The following is an 18,168-nucleotide window of genomic DNA, read 5'->3' on the forward strand; positions in this document are numbered from 1 at the left end:
AGGGCAAGCCGGCCCGGCGCAGGGCGGTCAGGGTGCGTGGGTGCCGCCCGCGTCGGCGCAAGCCGGTGGCGACCCGCGCGGCCATCCCCAGAAGGATGGTGGCCAGCCGAACGAACGGCAGCCCGGGGAGCAGCCCCGTTCTGTCGGACCGTCCTGGACCCGGCCTCCCGCCCAACCGAACGAGTCGCCACCCTGGTCGGAGTCAGCTGACGCCGCCCCCTGGCAGACGCCACCCCAGCACGCCGCCTCACAGCGATGGACGACGCCGCGGCCTGGCCCGGATCAGCAGCCATCGGCGGCGCCGGCCGAACCGCCCCGACCCGCGTCGCGCTATCCCTGGGCGCTGTGGCGCATCCTCATCGTGGCGCTCCCTGTCGAGGCGGTGCTTGCGGCGGTCTACGGCATCTTCGCGCTCGCGCCGAGGCGGGGAATCTTTGCCCAGTTGGCGGACGATCCAGCCGAGGTGACACGGGATGCGGCCACACAGAGCGACAGCATCAACCTCGTCCTGTTCCTGCTCGCCGGCATCGGTGCCCTCGTCGTGATCGGGCTGATGGTGGCGTGGCTGCTCCGGTCACGACGTACGACAGAAGCGCCGTCGGCGTCGTTCAGCCCGGCGTGGTGGGCGGTCACCGCGCTCGGTTTCGCGGCGGTGGTGGTAGCGCTCGCGCTCCATGCGAACTCCGACCCCGGCCCGATCGCGGTCGGGTACGGGTTCATGGGCATCGGTGCGCTGCTGATCGCGGGCGCCTCCGTCTGGGCCATGCCCGTCGTACGCAAGGCAGGGCGGCAGGCCGCACAGGCGGCGGCCGATGCCGCCGCGTCCTCGACGACATCCTCGCCCTCGCCCTCCTAGGGGCGGGTCTCGCCAGGAGGGCTGCCCCCTTCGCCTCTTGCCGCCACACCTACACAGCTTTGTTGGATGAACGGTTTCCCCATCCCATGGGTGGCTGGTGTGAGGCGCCCCATCCCATGGGTGCTGGCGTGGCGAGATCTCGCGTGCGAATATGTTGGACTCAGTCCAACAACTCGGGGCTACGGAGGCCTCAGGTGTCCGCTTCCTCCACGTCCACGGAACCGCAGTCAACGACCCAGGCAGCGGCAGTCCCTACCGAACGGACCAATGCTGTCCGGGCGTTCAACCGCTTCTACACCGGTCTGATCGGTGCGCTCGGGGGACGCCACCTTCATTCGCCGTACTCGCTGACCGAGGTCCGGATCCTCTACGAACTCGCCCGTGGCGGTCTCACCACCACCGCCGGTACCGCGACCCCTGACGCAGCTGGCACCCCTGACGCAGCTGGCACCGCTGACGCAGCTGGCACCGCTGACGCCGCCGGCACCCCTGACGTGCTCACCCTTCGGCGCGACCTCGACCTGGACGCGAGCTACCTCAGCCGGATCCTGGCGAGGTTCGAAGCCGACGGCCTGGTGCGCCGCGACCGCTCCGAAGCCGACGCCAGACGCCAGGTCGTCGCACTCACAGCCAAGGGACGGGCCGAGTTCGCGTCACTCGACGCCCGCGCCGCCGACGACGTACAACGGCTGCTGTCCGGCCTCGCCGAAGGTGACCAGGCGCGACTGGCCACGGCCATGGGCGTCATCCGGGAGGTGCTCGGTCATGCGCCACGTCCGCCGGCGTACGTCCTTCGTTCGCTGCGTCCCGGTGACCTCGGATGGGTGGTGCATCGCAACGCGGTGCTCTACGCCGAGGAGTACGGATGGGACGCCACCTACGAGGCACTGGTCGCCCGCATCGTCGCCGACTACATCGACCATCACGATCCGGCCCGCGAGACCGGATGGATCGCGGAGATGGACGGCAACCCGGTCGGAGCGGTGTTCTGCGTACGCAAGGACGACGAGACCGCCCAGCTCCGGCTGCTGCTGGTCGAGCCGGCGGCCAGGGGACTCGGAGTCGGCGGACGGCTGGTCGAGGAGTGCGTGGGGTTCGCGGAGCGGGTCGGCTATCGACGGTTGGTGTTGTGGACCAACGACGTGCTCACCCAGGCGCGGCGGATCTATGAGCGGGTCGGGTTCCGGCTGGAGAAGGCTGAGGCCCACCACAGTTTCGGCAAGGATCTCGTCGGCCAGTGGTGGGGCCTGGACCTTCCTTCGGCGAAGTCCGCGAAGTCGCCCACCCGCTCCACCGAGGCGACGTGACCGCCCGCACCGCCAACGCGGACAGCAAGAGATCCCGGCCACCGAGGTAACCGGGATCTCTGGTGATGCTGTAGCTCGACCGAGGCGCGTGACCTGTCGTAGATCGGCCTACTGGAAGATGGTCTGGTTGGACCGCTCGGTCTCGCTGTAGTTCACCTTGATGTTCTCGACGGCGGCGCCGAGCTGACCAAGCACATCGTTGAGTTCGCTGATCGCCTTTTCCCACTGGGCCTTGGCGTCGGTGTATGCGTCCCTGGCGCCGCCGTGCCAGTTGGCCAGCTTGGCTTCCAGCGCCTTCTCGAGGTCGTTGGTCTCGTCCTGGATCCCGCGGTAGGCCAGGCGCAGGTTGGCCTGCAGCTGGTCCAGCGCCGCTGGATCGAATCTGGTGAAGTCACTCATGAGGGTGAAACCTTCCGTGCAAGTTTGGGTGTGCAGGACACGTGCTCAAGGGGTCAGGTGGTGCCGCCGAGCAGCTCTTCGATCTTGTTGACGCCTTCCTGCTGCTGCTCTTCCGTCGCCTCGTAGCTCATCCGCGCGGCGCCCATCTTCTCGCGCAGGTCGTTGAGTGCGTCGCCGACGACTTGGAGCTTCTGGTCGAAGGTGTCCATCACGCGGCCGAACGCCCTCGAGGCGTTGCCCTCCCACGTGCCGGCTGCCTCCGCCTTGTACTCCTGCAGCTTGCCCTTGATGCCGATGATGACGTCGAACGAATCGCCCACACGCTGGGCGGCTTCGGCCATCTCGGCTCTGTCTTGCTGACCTCCCACACCTACCTCCTCCGGTTAGCCCGACGGTGCCGGGCGCTGTCGTCGAGCGCGGAGCACTCGCATCGCTGCTGAGGGTGCCGGGGTTCCGCCGACCCGGATCCCCCCGTGCGGAACCACGGTTGGAGGTCGTTGTGCGGGTTTGGCACCCAACGCTGGACAACGCTAACGCGAAATGGGGTCTTTGCGTCAGCAGGTACCTCCGAGGTTGTGGATAACTCTCGTGAAGATCGTCCAGGGGCTCCGGGAAGCATCGCGAGCTGCGCCCACCGAGCCACTGTCGCCACGCCCGCGGGCTCACCAACCAGCGCTGGCTCACCCACTCGGACCAGCTCACGGCTTGGTCCTTCACCCGCCTGCGCCACCCGCGGTTCCGGCGTCGTTCTGGTTGGCTGACGGGTCGAACGACGCCACCCGGAATGCGGCCTGCTTCGAGAGCGCGGGCCCCTCCGGGACCAGTCGGAGCAGCGACGACGGCACCTTCTCGGGTTCGATCCCGTCGAAGCCGAGCGCGTCCAGCGAAGCCTGGTCTGGCACCGGGAACTTCACGCCCTCGTCGGTGATGAGGAAGAAGCTCTCCGGCTCGACGTCAGGTCCTGGCTGAAGGCCGACGATCGCCACGCGGCCGGGCGGTACGACAACCCGGTCGATGGAGTTGCCCTGCGAGCCCTCGCCCTCACCTTCGACCGGTGCGGCAGGCAGTTCGCCTCCCATGGTGATGTGAACGCCTTCCCGCGAACCGCCGTACCACAGGCACACCGGTTCGTCCGTGGCCGTGCCGACCTCGGCGAGTCGTGGTGTCGTTGCCGGAAGGTCGGGCACCGCGATGCTCGGTGTCTCTGAGGCGGCGTTGTTGACCTCACTGATGGTGACATCGGTGGCCTCGTCCTGGTCCACGCCGTTGATCTCCGCCGCGCCTTCCCCGAACAACAGGTCGGCCTGCACCGCGGTGATCTCGGTCAGGCCGTCCGCGAGCATCACGTAGTAGGTGTCGGGGCTGTCCGAGTGGAAGACCTGGCCGATCCAGGTGGTCTCACCATTGACGAGAACGGTGCTCTGCTCGCGGCGACCGGGTACGACCGGGGCCGCGAGTGGCTGGCCCTCCTCGAGGGCGTCGAGCCAGGCCGCACCGACGGTGAGGGGGGTGCCCTGGTTCAGGTCCAGGCTCCGCAGGGCGTCGTCGTCGGTGGCGAGTCGCTTGCCGCGGTAGATGAGGAAGAGCGATCCGTCAGGCGATCGCACCACCAGAGCCTGGTCACCGATGGGCCGGGCGCCGAGGTCGCTCTCGGTCGCGCCGATCAGCATGTCGACCTCGAGCTGTTGCGCGTCGTTCACCGTCCGCGCGGTGGAACAGGTCGTGAGTGGCTTCGAGGTGACATTGTCCTTGCGGGGAACGGAGTTGGGCGCCAGCGGGATCCCGATCCGGGGTCCGCGGGGGACGTCGTCGAGCGATGCGCTCGCCACTCGGACCACTTTGGGTTCCTTGCCCAGGATCAGCCGCGCGGACGTGTGGTTGAGCACCTCCACGAGCACCATGTCCTTCTCGTCGATCTCGCCGGTCGGGTTGGCCGGATCCGGCGCCTGCTGTTCACCACCCTGCTGTCCCGTTTGCTGGCCGCCGGAGGCGAGCGCGTCCTTGTGGAGGTAGAGGTAGATGCTGTTGGTGTCCTTGTCCACGATGAGGGTGTCGGCGGCCTCCTGCTTCCACTGGTCGGTGCGGGTGTCGGCGATCCAGCCGTAAAGAGCGACACCGGCACAGGCGAGGACGCCGATCATGATGCCCGCGAACGTTGATGTCGAGACCCGCCGCATGGGCTGCTCGAGGGCTTCTGGCTCGCTGCCGAGCATGGCGGCCAGAACCCGCCGAAGAAGGTAGCGATACGCCTGCAGCTGGTCCCGTCGGGTCTGCATCGTGGTCCCTCGTGATCGCGATCTGGAAGCGATGATGCCGTCACCGGCACGTACGCGACGACTACTGCCGGTGCCGGTGAGTGCCGGACTGCCGTGCACCCAACGAAACCCGGTGCGAGGTGCCGCAGCGACCGGGAGCGTTTCCGTGGCGTGCGAGAGCGACACTACGATATGCCGGCGAGCCGGTGCCGGGTGCAGCGAGCGCCGCCGGCTGTCGGGGACGATGACCACGACACCCGCCTGGGTGTGCCGCGCCGCCGCGGGGCACGATTCGGAACCGCGGGACGTCGACGGGAGGAGGGCCACGTGTCCGCCGTGCGTGAGCAGCCCATAACCGGGCCGAGAAACTCGGCCCCCGCGCGTCCACGTCCCCCCGAGCGCCCACCGCGGCGTTCCGTCGTCCACATGAACCGGACCTACCCCGGCCGCCACATCGGCCCCCTGCCGCTCGCCCCCGTCATTGCCTGGCAGGTCGCCATCGGCGTCGGGCTGACCGCGTTCGCCGCGGGCGGGCCCTGGATCCTCGCCGGTGCGATCGCCGTCCTCGTGGTCGCCGTGTTCACCGTCGTGTGGTGGAACGGCAGGCCGCTGTGGCGGTGGATCCGTGTCTGGGCCGCGTACCGCCGCAGGAACTTCCGGGCCGAAGCCGGTCCGCCGAGCGACCCCGCGATGGCACCGCTGCGCGAGTGGCTGCCCAGGTTCGAACTCGCCTCTGTCGCTGGCCGGCGCGGTGGTCGTTCCGTTGGCGTGGCCCATGACGGTTCGGGCTATGTCGTGCTGCTCGGGCCGGACCGCGAGGACCTCATCGCGTCCGCCGACCCCGTCAACATCCCGCTCCGCGCGCTCGCCAACCTCGGCGAGGCGGAGGGGATCCGGTTGGCCTCGGCGCAGCTCGTCATCCGTACGCTGCCGGCGCCGGCCCCGACACTCGGGCCCTACGGCGCCCAGCTGGGCGCCTCGTACGCCGAGATCAGCCCCGGCGACACCCCGTCGGTGATGTCGTGGTGGGTGGCGCTGCGGCTGGAACCCGCCACCGGCGGCACGTCGGCGACCCTGGACGGCACCGACCACGACGCTGTTCGCCGGGCTCTCCGCGCCAGCGTCGGCTGGGCGACCAAGGTGCTGTCGTCGTCCGGTCTGCCGTGCCGGCCGCTGGAGGAGAGCGAGGTGCGGGAGGTGCTGACGCTCTCGATGAGCGTCGACCCGCACCATGTGCCGAGCGCACGCCGCGACCGGCGTACGAAGGAGACCTGGCGCGGCTGGACCTGTGATGGTGTATCCCACGTGACGGGCTGGCTGCGCCACTGGCCGCGGTCCGGGCCGCCTACGCTCGCGAGCGTCCTGGCCGCCATGGCCGGGCTTCCCGTCCTGTCGGCCACCGCTTCGTTGTCCTTCACGTGGCCGTCGGACCACAGCGTCCGGTGCTCTTCGTTCGTCCGGGTGTGTTCCACCGACGCCAAGGCCGCGCGGACGGCGTTCCGGCAGCTGTCGAGGGCGGCAGGGCAGTCGAAGATCTCCGTCACACGCCTCGACGGCGAACAAGTGCCCGGACTTCTCGCGACCATCCCGATGGGAGGCGGTGCCCGGTGACCCTCATGCCTTCGGTGCAGGCGCACGAGACGAGTATCGACGCGCTCGGTGACCTCACCCTCACGCTTCCCCCGGCAGGTCTGGTGCTCGGGTCCGGCAACGCCGGTTCCCTCGTCGTCCGCCTGTTCCGTAGCGACCCTGTCCGCATCTGCGTCGTCTCGGTCGGCCAGCTGGCCCAGCTGATCGCCTACCGCGCCCTCGCCGTCGGGGCACACGTCACCGTCGTCACCGACGCGGTGGCGGCCTGGGGACGCCTCGTGTCGGCCGTGCCGCGCGGACCGTCCTGGCTGACGGTCCTGCCCACCGGTGCCCGGGTGACGGCGTCGGGAAGTCTCGCCCGGCCGTCGCTCGTCGTCGACGCGACCCGCGACCATCAGGCGTTGCCGCGATGGGAGCAGGGCGACTGGCAGACGTTCGTGTCGGTCCAGGCCAATCTCGAGGTCTCTGACGAGGCCCGGTTGCGGTCCTACGACCTGCTCATCAGCCAGCGACTCGAACCCGCCGCGGCCGAGCTGGCCAGGCGAGGATTCGGCCTCGCCAAGGACCGGGCGAGCTGGCTCACCCAGATGCCACCAGGTGTGGTGGCCGTGGCCGCGGCGGGCCAGCTGTCCTTCGGCCAGTTGAGCCTCAGCACCATGGAGCAGCGACTCTTCGTCTCCTGAGCCAGACAGGCCGAGATCCGGGCGAGGCTCAGCCGAAGAGGCTGAGAATGCCGGAGTAGACCCCGACCGCGCCCATCGCCAGCGGAACGACCGTCAACAAGACGACGACCTCGAACAGGTCGGCGGCCCGCGCCCAGTACGGCGACAGCCGCCGGCCCGGGACGCTCACCGCCCACGCACCGAGCCCGCCCGCGAGCAGCAGGCCGGGCAGTCCGCCGGCGAGAAGCACCAGCAGGGCGTCGCCGTCGGACGCCAGCCGGAAGGCCACCAGCGCCGCACACAGGACGCCGCCGGCCAGGAGCCACCGGCGGTGCGTACGGCCGCGGAAGTGTCGCGACCTCAGGAACATCGCGAGGCCGGCCACTCCGGTGAGGGCGGGACCGAACACCCCTTCGGCCTGGCTGAGGAAGACACCGCCCGCGACGCAGATGAACGTGGACGCCGCCACCATGGCGGCGACCAGCTTGTCGGCGGTGATGGCCTGCTGGAGGACGGTCGGTCCGGGAAGGACGTCGGTCTGCCGCCGGAGCTCCTCCGCGCTCGTCGGGAGCTGGGGCAGCGGCAGCTGGGCCAGCCGCGCACACAGGGTGGGCAGGAAGGGGACTGCGCCAAGCGCGAACGTCACGGCGATGCCCGCGGCGGGGACCGCCGCGGCGTCGGAGATGAGGACCGCCGCACTGGTGAGTACGCCGACGAGGGCCACGGTGGCGGCCCCGAAGAAACCGTCCCAGCTGGCGACGATGCCGATCCCGGCGATGGTGGACATGAGCAGGACGAGTCCCGAGGCGAGCAGCATCTGCGCCGCGCCGAACGCATCGATGCCGACCTGTCCGCCGAGTGCGACGAAGCCGCCGACACCGGCGTAGCCGACGCCGAACGCACCGACCAGTGCGCCGACGGTGGCCTGTCCGAACGCCCGGGACATTGCCGCGCCGGTGCCCACCATGATCACCGAAGCGACGAGGGTGACGATGCTGGGCAGGATCCAGGGTGGGCCGCTCTGCAGCACCACGACGGCGCCGAGGAGGAAGAACGCGGCGGCCACCGCGAGCGCGGAGGACCGGGCGTCGGACGGCTGCCACGCCGCCCGCCGCTCGCGGGTGGCCACGGCGATGGCGTCGGCCACATCGTCGAAGGCGAACTCGGGGATGGCCATCTCGCGGTGCCGCAGGTGCAGCACGTCACCGTCGCGCACACCGAGGCCGGACAGCCGTAGCGACGGATCGAACGCCGACTCACCGAGCCGCTGCAGCACCCATCCGCCGCGCAGGAACGCCGGATCGTCCGGGTTCTCGCCGGCGTACTTCAGCAGGGTCGGCAGCAGATCCGAGAGCGGGGTGTCGGTCGGCAGTGCGAGGTCCATCCGCGTTCGCGGTGCGACGACGGTGACCCGGCAGAGTTCGACGCCGCTGTTCGCCTCCACTGTTGATCTCCTCACCCGTGTCGAGCACTCTGGAACAGACGATCCGCGAGATTACCCACATCGGGGTGAAGCGGGCGCGTCTGGTGCATCGTTAGCATTCTCCAAGAGACGGTGCGGAGCGGGGACGCCGGTCGGTCTGGCCGGGCGACCGCCCCTCCTGCGCGAACTCACAGGTACGTCAGGGCGTGCCTGACAACCCGACAGATGGCAAGCCGTATCGCCGGTAGCCGGCCGGACTCACCTCGGCCGAGCGCACCGGCACGTCGGATCACCGACAGGGCCGAAGCGAGGTCGCGCAATGAGCACAGTGCTCCACCGCCGCACCGGGCGCAAGCCGCCGCCGGCGATGCCCAAGGGCGAGGTGCTCTTCGAGTCACCGCCAGAGCTGCCGGAGGTCACGCCCGGCGGCGCCATGCAGAAGATGTTCGGCATCCTGCCGATGCTCGGCGGCGGCGCCGTCATGGCGTTCATGATGACCAGCAACGTCGGTGGCGGCGGCAACAGCATGCGGATCATGATGAGCGGCGTCATGGCCGTCTCCATGGTCGGCATGTACATCGGCCAGCTCGGCGGCGGTGGCAAGGGTGCCGAACGCAAGCACCAGATCAACGGGAGCCGCCGCGACTACCTTCGCTATCTCACCCAGCTCCGCCGCCGGGTCCGTACCGCCGCCAACCGGCAGCGGGAGGCGCTGGAGTGGCGGTACCCCGACCCTGACAGCCTGTGGACCCTTCCCCTCAACCGTCGGCTGTGGGAGCGCAGGGCGACCGACAACGACTTCGCCCACGTCCGCGTCGCACGGGGCGCCCAGCGGTTCGTCCTGCGACTCATCAGCCCGGAGACCAAGCCGGTCGAGGACCTCGAACCTGTCGCGGCGGGGGCGCTTCGCCGGTTCATCCAGACCTACCGCACCGTTCCGGACGTGCCCGTCGCCGTCAACCTTCGTGCGTTCGCCCATCTCCGCATCGACGGTGAGCCCGAGCCTGTCCGCGGCCTGACCCGGGCCATGCTGGTGCACCTGGCGGGCCTGCACGCGCCCCACGAAATGGTCATCGGTACGTGCCTCGCGCCGGACCGCCGCGCCGAGTGGGACTGGGTGAAGTGGCTCCCGCACGCCCTCCACCCGGAGAACACCGACGGGGCCGGACAGGTCCGGTTCGTCGCGGCCTCGCTGTCCGAGCTCGAACGCCTGCTGTTCGACCAGATCGGCAACCGCCCGCTCTTCTCCGCCAACGCCAAGCCGCTGGCCGACCAGCCGCACATCATCGTGGTGATCGACGGCGGACACGCCAGCCATGACTCGAAGTTCCTCAGTGCCCCGCTGCAGGGCGTGACCGTGATCGACGTCTCCGGCAACGCCGTACGCCGGTTCGGCGACGGCGTCATGCAGCTGCGCGTGACCGCCGACGAGCTCTTCCACGTCACCACCGACCCCGACGGTACGCAGCACGAGAGTCAGCTCGGGCGTCCGGACGAGTTCACGATCGCGCAAACCGAGTCCTTCGCGCGGCAGCTGGCACCCCTCAGGTCGGTCCAGGCCGGCGGCTCGGTGGCGGTCGAGGAGGAGGAAGAGGTCGAGGAGGAGCAGGCCCAGCACGAGCTCGAGCTGATGAGCCTGCTGAACATCCCCGACGCGTACCAGCTCGATCCCGAGGTCGTGTGGAAGCCGCGCCCCCGGCACGAGCGGCTGCGGGTGCCGTTCGGCCTCACCCCAGAAGGCCAGCCCGTCGAGCTCGACATCAAGGAGTCGGCACAGGGCGGTATGGGCCCACACGGCCTGGTCATCGGCGCCACCGGATCCGGGAAGTCCGAGGTGCTGCGTACCTTCGTCCTCGGTCTCGCGGTCACCCACTCGCCCGACTACCTCAACCTCGTGCTGGTCGACTTCAAGGGTGGTGCGACGTTCCTCGGACTCGACAGCCTGCCCCACGTGTCGGCGGTCATCACCAACCTCGAGGACGAGCTCATCCTGGTCGACCGGATGCAGGACGCCCTCGCCGGTGAGATGAACCGCCGGCAGGAACTGCTCCGCGACGCCGGTAACTACGGTTCGCTGCGCGACTACGAAGAGGACCGCGCCAAGGGCAAGCCGCTGGACCCGATGCCGACGCTGTGGATCGTGGTCGACGAGTTCAGCGAGCTGCTCTCGGCGAAGCCGGAGTTCATCGAGCTGTTCGTGATGATCGGCCGGCTGGGTCGAAGCCTCGGCGTCCACCTGCTGCTGGCCTCGCAGCGACTGGAGGAGGGCAAGCTGCGCGGCCTCGACACCCACCTGTCCTACCGGGTCGGTCTGCGGACCTTCTCCGCCGGTGAGAGCCGGGTCGTGCTGGGTGTGCCCGACGCGTACGAACTTCCGCGTGAGCCCGGTGGCGGCTACCTCAAGGTCGGTACGGAGGGGCTCGTCCGGTTCAAGGCCTGTTACGTCGGTGGCATCTACCAACCTCCCAGCCTGGCAGCGGCCGCCCAGAAGAAGCCGGCCAAGCCGGGCGAGCGGCGCTGGATGCCGCAGATCACGGCCTACACCACCGACTACGTCGAGCCCAACATCGTCGAGGTCCCGGCCGAACCCGAGCTCGACGAGACGCAGACCCAGATCATCGCCCAGACGCAGGTGATGCACGAGCCGAAGGTCCTCGTCGACCTCGTGGTCGAACAGCTCCAACGCATGGGTCGCTCCGCCCACCAGGTGTGGCTCCCACCGCTCAACGAGTCCGCGACGCTCGACCAGCTTCTTCCCGGGCCGCTCGAGGTCACCGAGGAGCACGGCCTCACCGTGAAGTGGGAGGGGCGCGGCACGATGGCCGCGCCGGTGGCGCTGGTCGACAAGCCCTACTACCAGCGTCGTGACCCGATGTGGCTGGACCTGTCCGGCGCGGGCGGGCACGTCGGCATCGCGGGAGGTCCGCAGAGCGGCAAGAGCACGCTGCTGCGGAGCCTGATCGCGTCGTACGCCCTGACCCACCGGCCCGACGAGGTGCAGTTCTACTGCCTCGACTTCGGTGGTGGCACGCTGCCGTCGATGCTGGGCCTGCCGCACATGGGTGGCGTCGCGACCCGGCTCGACGCCGATGCCATCCGGCGTACGGTCGGCGAGATGACGACGCTGCTGGAGCAGCGTGAGCGGGCGTTCACCGACGCTGGTGTCGACTCCATCGCCACCTACCGGCGGTTGCGCCGCGAGGGTCGGATCGCACCGGACCGGTTCGCCTCCGACGTCTTCCTCGTCGTCGACGGCTGGGGCACGGTGCGAGGTGAGCACGAGGCGATCGAGGCGACGTTGACCCAGATCGCCGCGCGTGGTCTCGGTTTCGGCATCCACCTCATCGCCACGGCGAACAAGTGGTCGGAGTTCCGGATGGCGATCAAGGACCTCATCCAGACCCGGCTGGAGCTCAAGGTCGGTGACCCGTACGACTCCGAGATCGACCGCAAGGCGGCCGTCAACGTCCCAGCCAACCGGCCGGGGCGCGGGTTGTCGCCGGAGAAGCTGCACTTCCTGTCCGCACTGCCACGGATCGACGGTGACTCCAACCCGGAGCTCCTTGCCGACGGGGTCAAGGCGATGTGTGACGCGGTTTCCCAGGCGTGGCAGGGTCCGCCTGCACCTCCGGTCCGGCTGCTGCCCGAGGAGCTGCCGTTCGAGACGTTGCCGACGGTGGGTGCCGACGTGCGTCCCGGCGTACCCATCGGCATCGACGAGGACGAGCTCGCTCCCGTCTATCTCGACCCGGCCGACGAGCCGAACCTCGTCGTGTTCGGCGCGACGGAGTGCGGCAAGTCCAACCTGCTCGATGTCATCGCCCGTGGTGTCGTGGCGCGGAACACCCCCCAGCAGGCGCGGCTCATCATCGTCGACTACCGGCGTTCGTTGCTGGACTCGGTGAGCGGTGACCACCTGATCGGGTACGCCGCGTCGTCCGATGCGGCGACCTCTCTGCTGAAGGATGTCGGTACGGCCCTGCGCAAGCGGCTGCCCGGGCCGGACGTGACGCCCGACCAGCTGCGTAACCGGTCGTGGTGGACGGGCGCGGACCTCTACATCATCGTCGACGACTACGAACTGGTCGCCACGTCGTCCGGCAACCCGCTCGCCCCGATCGCCGACCTCGTGAGCCAGGCGAGCGACATCGGTCTGCATGTGATCATCGCGCGTGGGTTCGGCGGTGCCGGCCGGTCGATGTACGACCCGGTCGTGCAGCGGATCCGCGACATGGGCAACCCGGGCCTGATCATGTCCGGTAACCGGGAGGAAGGTCAGCTGTGGGGCGGTGTCCGGGGCGCACCGCTCCCGCCCGGACGAGGCACGCTGGTCAGCCGCCGCTTCGGCACCAAGCTGATCCAGACGGCCTACATCGCGAAGGAGCGCTGAGCGCGCCCCGGGGCGGACCACGGAGGGCGTGCGCGTCGGCTGGAGCGGCGTCGCCTGTCGCCGCCCCGCCACGGCTTTCACGCGGGGTGTCGGTCGGGGGCTCGGGCTCGGCGGGTGCGGTTTCGCGTCAGGTCTGGGTCTGCGGTCGTTCCTGGCTCGGCTGCCAGCTGCGGTCGCGGCCGCGCCGGTAGGTCGCGACCGCACCGAGCGTGATGAGGGCAAGGCCGACGGCGGTTCCGCTCACGATGAGGGCGACGTCGCGGGCCGTGGTGTCCGGACCCGTGTCTGCGGCGAGCGGCTTGATCCCGGCCTCAGGCGTCGCGGGGGCCGAGCTCGACTCCGGCAGGATGGCGGTGACGGCTTCGTAGGGGTTGACGACGCCATATCCGAGGCCTTCGGCCGGCAGGTCGGCTCCGGGGTGGTCGGCCGTGAGTTGCAGCCGGCGCTTCACCTGGAGCGGCGTGAGCTGCTTGTCGTACGCCTCCAGCACCAGCGCCGCCGTCCCTGACACGAACGGTGCGGCGAAGCTGGTCCCGTCGTTGTCGTTGCGGGTATGACCCTGGATCGGAGCGGGTCCCGTGACCCCCACGCCCGGCGCGGCCACGGACGCCGGGACCGAGGTGGTGGTGAACGGTGCCAGCGTGCCGTCCTGGTTCGTCGCACCCACGACGATGAGGCCTTCGAAGCCCGGCTTGCGGGCGAGCTCGGCGGGCCACCTCTTGGCGTTGTCTTCGGCGCCGGTGTTGCCGGCCGCCGTGACCACGACGATGTTGTTGTCCAGGGCCCGCTTGATGGCATCGACCAACGCGGGGAACTCGTTGTCGGCGAGGACGGAGACGTTGATGATGTCGACACCCTGGTCGACGGCGTAGTTGATCCCGTCGGCCAGCGTGCCCGCCGATCCCTCGTCGAGCGAGTTCGTCACCCGGACCGGGAGGATCTTGGCGAAGGGTGCGATGCCCTGAAAGTTCGTGTCGTCGGCTGGGCGGGCCGCGATGATGCCGGCGATGAGGGTGCCGTGTCCGTCGCAGTCCACCGTGGCCGACACGCCGTCCCCGACAAGGCTCCCTCCGTTGTCCTGGTCGACCACGCCACCGTCGAGCTCAGGGCCGTTGAGTTGGGGATGGGACGCCCACACGCCGGTGTCGACCACGGCGACGGTGACCTCGCGACCGGTCGCGAAGGTGTGCACGCGGTCGAACTGCAGCCGCGCCTGCGCCCAGGGCGTCTCCGCGATCGAGTTGCTCGGGCGCGGCTGCTGTTGACAGAGTTCGGCGAGCTGACCGCGGCGGATGGGGGCACGGGGCAATCCGGCGCCGGCCTCGACGGCGCCCGGCGCCCGCGCCACCGTTGAGGTGGCCTGGGCGGGCCCTGCCAGGGCGGGAGCGGCGGGCAGCGCGGCGACGGCTACAAGCGCCAGGAGGAAGCCGGCCGCTCGGGTCGATTGCTTTCTCGCGCACCTCACAGTGGGCGAGAGTACCCGGATTGGGTGGATGCGCCGGATCGGCGGTAGCCAGTGGTGAAGCGTCCAGTTCCGGCCGCGCGGGAAACCAGGTCGGCGGGCGAAGGTTCGACATGGTGGGACCGACAAGGGGACCTCGGGCCCTGTCGGGCGCTGGACGGCCCCGGCCATGGTCGAAGTGTTTCCCAACGCGCCAGGAAGGGAAGCAAAGCGTCATGCCTGCGCAGGTTCGTGCGTTGTCAGGGTGTCGCGAGCGGAGGTCGAAGGAGAAGGCGTGACTGTGGCTCCCGTCGAGAGTTCGGCGACTTCCACGGCGTTGATGCTGCCCTTCGAGGTGGCGAGTGCGCGGAGGGCCCGGCGCAGGCTTGGTGCAGACCTGAGGCTCGCTGGCGTCTCCCCCGAGGATGCCCATGACGCACTCATCGTCCTGAGCGAACTCGTCGGCAATGCCCTTCGGCATGCCCGCCCGCTGCCCGCGGGGACGCTACGGGTCCGCTGGACGCGGCGGTCAGCTGAACTGGAGGTGGCCGTCACCGACGGAGGTGGTGCGACGTACCCGCGCAACCTGGACCTTCCCGCCTCGGCCCTCGGCGGCCGGGGCCTTGCCATCGTCGACCAACTGGCCGAGAACTGGGGCGTACGCCGAGAGCCGGACACGACCACCGTCTTCGCGGTTCTCTCCCTCGACACCGCAGAGGCACGCGCGCGGTGACGCGAGTGGTGCGCTGACGCGTCGTTGCCGTCCCGCCTGTCGCTCCGGGTGTGCCAGATTTGTGGCGATCAGGGAGCATGGAGACGTGGGACCTCGCGATCGCGGTGCCGACCCGTTGCCGACCTTTCTCTTCGACGGTGACTGCGGGTTCTGCACCCGCAGCGCGCAGCTGATCGAGCGGTGGATCCCCACCAATGCCGACGTCGTGCCCTGGCAGCGCGTCGACCTCGCCGCTCTGGGCGTCACGCGTACGCAGACCGAGCACGAAGTGGTGTGGATCGGTCCTGACGGCCGGATCGACGGGGGCGCCCAGGCGATCGGCAGTCTCCTGCTCGATTCGGGTGGCATGTGGCTGGTACCCGGTGCCGTGATCCGGATTCCGCCGTTCCGCTGGCTCGCCCAGCTGGTCTACCGCGTCATCGCCGTGAACCGGTACCGACTGCCGGGCGGTACGCCGGCCTGCGCACTTCCCCCCAGGGACGGCCCCGCCCCCGGCGGGCTCCGAGCGTCCCGGCGAACGGGCCCCTCGGACGCGTGATCCGGTCCATCCGCGGGCCAGCGCACCACCGCACTGCGTACGACAGAAACCCGCCCTCCCTGGCACGCCTATCGTCGCATGGTGGGAATGTCTGGATTTCCGTCATCTATGGAACGAAATGGATGCTTGGCGACGTCTATGGGACTGTTTGGACAACAGCGTTCCTCGGGGCGGGCATCGGGATGCGGGAAACGCGCGATTGACCTAGAGAGCCGTTGACTCGGCCGGAAAGGGAGCAGGAGCGATGACCGCCACGGTGGACTCCACCGCACTCGCCCGCTGGGAATCTCTCGCCTCGGACTACGACGTCGCCTGGACCGACCTGCTGCTCATCGCCCTCAACGTGCACGGGATCCGCACACCCGCGGGCGCCCGCGTCCGGATCGACCTTCGCCTGCCGACCGAGCCGGAACCGCGTCTCATCGTCGTACCGTCCGGGCGCCCGGAATCCCCCTTCGAGCTCGTCGGCGACGCGCTCGTGGTCGAGGGGCGCACGGTGGCCGCCGCCGAACGGGTGGTCGCCGACGACGCGGTGCCCGGCTACCTACGCTGTTGGGACGGTGAACGGTGGCGGGCCGCGACCCTGAACCCCAACTCCCGCAGCCGCTGCACCGGATGCGCGTTCTGCCCGACGACGCTCGAGGACGCGGTTGACCCGCGCCTGCGGCTCGACGACGAGATCGCGGCCCTCCTCGCCGGTCTCGCGGCCGAACTGCCGCCCGGCGGGTCGCTCGCGGACCTGACCGAGGTCACGATCTCCACCGGTTGCTTCCACACCGAGGCCGCCGCGCTCGATCATCTGCGTACCGTCCGGCGGGTTCTCTCCGACCACGGCATCCACCCCCGGATCGGGCTGCTCAGCTCGGTGCTGCGCAGCCAGGAGGCGTTCGACGCGATCGCCCGCGAGGTGGGGCCGTTCCTGCTCTACCTCACCGCGGAGTGCACCTCCCGGCGCGACATCCTGCTCAAGGAGAGCAAGGCCAGCCTGCGCCCGGAGGAGATGCCGGCGCTGCTCGCGAGGGCGCGCGCCGCCGGGCTCGACACGTCGTTCACCTACGTGGTGGGACTTGATCCGTACGTCGAGATGCGCGACTTCCTGCTACTGCTGCTCCCACAGGTGACCGTCTTCCCATCGATCCAGGTCTACCAGTCGCACACCCCGCTGATGGACGTCCTGCGGTCGCCGGACGCGACGGACCTGTCGTACTACCTCCGGATCCGGCGGGAAGTCGAGGACCGCTGCAGCGTCCGCGGACTCGTACCGGAGCGGTGGCGCTGCTACCGGCCGCTCTGGTACACGACGTACGCCGGGCTGCCGCTCACGGGGCCGAGCCGATGACGCGGGTGGCTGCGCGTACGCCGAGGACGATGGCGGTCCGAGGACATCGGGAGGACCACGACGGCCTCCGCAGCTACGTCCTCGACGAGCGGATCAGCGGGTACGACAGCTACCGGGCCGCCAAGCTGGTGCTGGCCGGGGCATGGGAGCCGGGTGTCGAGTACGCCCGGAGCCGGGTGTCGGTGCAGGTCCGCGTCCTGACCCTCGACGACGTCACCATCGTGAACCCGCTGCCCGGCCAGCCGGAGCTTCCCGATCACTGGCGTGGAACCCTCGTCCTTCCCGCGAGTACCCGCGGCCGGTCCATGCCGGCCGACCTCACCCGTGCGTTGCTGGCGGCGGGGCTCGATCCGGCGGACCTCGACTCGGGGCCGCGCCGGCACCTGGTCGAGTTCGTCGCCGAAGCGCGCCCGGGCAGCCCGACGCGGGACGCACGGCTGGCTGCCGCCGTCGCCGCCCTGCGCAGTGTCAGCGTGGAAACAGCTCGAACGCCGCCGCCAACCGCCCACTGAACCGCTCGCCCGCCGCACGGGCGTTCCTGGTCAGCATCTCCCGGGCGTAGTCCGTCGGGTCCTGGGACGTGAGCGCCTCGATGTAGGCACGGTGTTCGGCCAGGGAACGCACCCCGGCCTCGAGTGTGTCCGTCACGTCGACGGCGTGGGAGGGCTCGGGCGAGGCGAACACCGCCACCCAGCGCACCCCGCCCCATGGTTCGTACCCCTCCTCGACCAGCTCGGGAAAGATCCAGCGGTTGCCGGCGTCACCGGTGGCGTCGAGGACCGACCGGCCGACCGCACGGTGGTCGGGGGTGTTCCATGCGCCGGGTGCCCACGTGTCGCGGTGGTTGAGCGTCACGACCAGCTCGGGCTTGTGCCGGCGGATCGCCCTCGTCAGGTCGCGACGCAGCCTGAGGCCCTCGGTGATGACGCCGTCTTGGTGGTCGAGGAACTCCACCTCCGAGACTCCGACGGCGGCCGCGCTGGCGCGCTGCTCGCGTTCGCGGAGCGCGGCGGCCTGCTGCGGTGGGAGCCCGTCGATCCCGGCCTCACCTCTGGTGACCAGGACGTACGCAACATCGCGGCCGGCGGCGGTCCAGCCGGCGATGGCGCTGGCCGTCCCGTACTCGAGGTCGTCGGGGTGGGCGACGATCGCGAGGCAGCGCTGCCAGTCGTCCGGAAGCGGAACGAGCTCGCCCGGTCGGTCGTTCATCTGCGTTCCCTCTCGGTGGGGGCGGT

Annotated in this window: 15 protein-coding genes; 9 read left to right on the forward strand and 6 right to left on the reverse strand. The window is 70.0% G+C overall.

Going from position 1 to position 18,168, the window contains the following annotated elements; translation table 11 throughout:
• The first annotated feature begins 361 nt into the window (after positions 1 to 361).
• Entirely contained in the window at positions 362 to 856 is a 495-nt protein-coding gene (locus ABN028_RS07610) for an Asp23/Gls24 family envelope stress response protein (RefSeq protein WP_349328397.1), read from the forward strand.
• A gap of 194 nt (positions 857 to 1,050) precedes the next feature.
• Positions 1,051 to 2,163 carry a bifunctional helix-turn-helix transcriptional regulator/GNAT family N-acetyltransferase gene (locus ABN028_RS07615; RefSeq protein ID WP_349696094.1) on the forward strand — a complete coding sequence of 371 codons (1,113 nt, stop codon included), beginning with the start codon at positions 1,051 to 1,053 and terminating at the stop codon, positions 2,161 to 2,163.
• 108 nt (positions 2,164 to 2,271) lie between these two features.
• On the opposite strand, the gene ABN028_RS07620 is transcribed toward ABN028_RS07615, so the two are convergent.
• From ABN028_RS07620 to eccB, 3 genes are all read right to left on the reverse strand, one after another.
• Positions 2,272 to 2,562, reverse strand: a complete 291-nt coding sequence (locus ABN028_RS07620) for a WXG100 family type VII secretion target (RefSeq protein WP_349328395.1) — start codon at positions 2,560 to 2,562, stop codon at positions 2,272 to 2,274.
• A 53-nt stretch (positions 2,563 to 2,615) separates the two neighbouring features.
• A complete protein-coding gene (locus ABN028_RS07625) occupies positions 2,616 to 2,903 on the reverse strand; it encodes a WXG100 family type VII secretion target (RefSeq protein ID WP_349328394.1) in 288 nt (95 codons plus the stop codon).
• A gap of 372 nt (positions 2,904 to 3,275) precedes the next feature.
• Positions 3,276 to 4,838, reverse strand: a complete 1,563-nt coding sequence (gene eccB, locus ABN028_RS07630) for a type VII secretion protein EccB (protein ID WP_349696095.1) — start codon at positions 4,836 to 4,838, stop codon at positions 3,276 to 3,278.
• A 405-nt stretch (positions 4,839 to 5,243) separates the two neighbouring features.
• Here eccB and eccE point away from each other — a divergent pair, with 405 nt between their 5' ends.
• Both eccE and ABN028_RS07640 read left to right on the forward strand, forming a co-directional pair.
• The gene (eccE, locus tag ABN028_RS07635) at positions 5,244 to 6,428 is read left to right on the forward strand and encodes a type VII secretion protein EccE (protein ID WP_349696096.1); all 1,185 of its coding nucleotides are present in this window, start codon (positions 5,244 to 5,246) and stop codon (positions 6,426 to 6,428) included.
• 5 nt (positions 6,429 to 6,433) lie between these two features.
• Positions 6,434 to 7,090 (forward strand): hypothetical protein, encoded by a 657-nt coding sequence (locus ABN028_RS07640; RefSeq protein ID WP_349696097.1) that lies wholly within the window; start codon positions 6,434 to 6,436, stop codon positions 7,088 to 7,090.
• 28 nt (positions 7,091 to 7,118) lie between these two features.
• Here the strand turns inward: ABN028_RS07640 and eccD are convergent, their stop codons facing one another.
• The gene (gene eccD / locus ABN028_RS07645; RefSeq protein WP_349328389.1) at positions 7,119 to 8,513 is read right to left on the reverse strand and encodes a type VII secretion integral membrane protein EccD; all 1,395 of its coding nucleotides are present in this window, start codon (positions 8,511 to 8,513) and stop codon (positions 7,119 to 7,121) included.
• Between the two features lie 298 nt (positions 8,514 to 8,811).
• On the opposite strand from eccD, the gene eccCa reads away from it, so the two are divergent.
• The gene (eccCa, locus tag ABN028_RS07650) at positions 8,812 to 12,882 is read left to right on the forward strand and encodes a type VII secretion protein EccCa (protein ID WP_349696098.1); all 4,071 of its coding nucleotides are present in this window, start codon (positions 8,812 to 8,814) and stop codon (positions 12,880 to 12,882) included.
• 127 nt (positions 12,883 to 13,009) lie between these two features.
• Here eccCa and ABN028_RS07655 read toward each other — a convergent pair whose 3' ends face one another.
• Entirely contained in the window at positions 13,010 to 14,347 is a 1,338-nt protein-coding gene (locus tag ABN028_RS07655; RefSeq protein ID WP_349696099.1) for a S8 family serine peptidase, read from the reverse strand.
• 271 nt (positions 14,348 to 14,618) lie between these two features.
• On the opposite strand from ABN028_RS07655, the gene ABN028_RS07660 reads away from it, so the two are divergent.
• The 4 genes from ABN028_RS07660 to ABN028_RS07675 all read left to right on the forward strand — a co-directional run bounded on the left by ABN028_RS07660 (position 14,619) and on the right by ABN028_RS07675 (position 17,445).
• On the forward strand, positions 14,619 to 15,056 hold the full coding sequence (locus ABN028_RS07660) for an ATP-binding protein (RefSeq protein ID WP_349328386.1): 438 nt from the start codon (positions 14,619 to 14,621) through the stop codon (positions 15,054 to 15,056).
• An 85-nt stretch (positions 15,057 to 15,141) separates the two neighbouring features.
• Positions 15,142 to 15,594, forward strand: coding sequence for a thiol-disulfide oxidoreductase DCC family protein (locus ABN028_RS07665; protein WP_349696100.1), 453 nt, complete (start codon positions 15,142 to 15,144; stop codon positions 15,592 to 15,594).
• 244 nt (positions 15,595 to 15,838) lie between these two features.
• Positions 15,839 to 16,933 (forward strand): hypothetical protein, encoded by a 1,095-nt coding sequence (locus tag ABN028_RS07670; protein WP_349696101.1) that lies wholly within the window; start codon positions 15,839 to 15,841, stop codon positions 16,931 to 16,933.
• A 29-nt stretch (positions 16,934 to 16,962) separates the two neighbouring features.
• A complete protein-coding gene (locus tag ABN028_RS07675) occupies positions 16,963 to 17,445 on the forward strand; it encodes a hypothetical protein (RefSeq protein WP_349328383.1) in 483 nt (160 codons plus the stop codon).
• On the opposite strand, the gene ABN028_RS07680 is transcribed toward ABN028_RS07675, so the two are convergent.
• On the reverse strand, positions 17,402 to 18,142 hold the full coding sequence (locus ABN028_RS07680; RefSeq protein WP_349328382.1) for a PIG-L deacetylase family protein: 741 nt from the start codon (positions 18,140 to 18,142) through the stop codon (positions 17,402 to 17,404). The genes ABN028_RS07675 and ABN028_RS07680 overlap by 44 nt on opposite strands.
• Positions 18,143 to 18,168 lie beyond the last annotated feature (26 nt).

This window comes from Actinopolymorpha sp. B17G11 (assembly GCF_040196095.1).
Lineage (GTDB): Bacteria > Actinomycetota > Actinomycetes > Propionibacteriales > Actinopolymorphaceae > Thermasporomyces.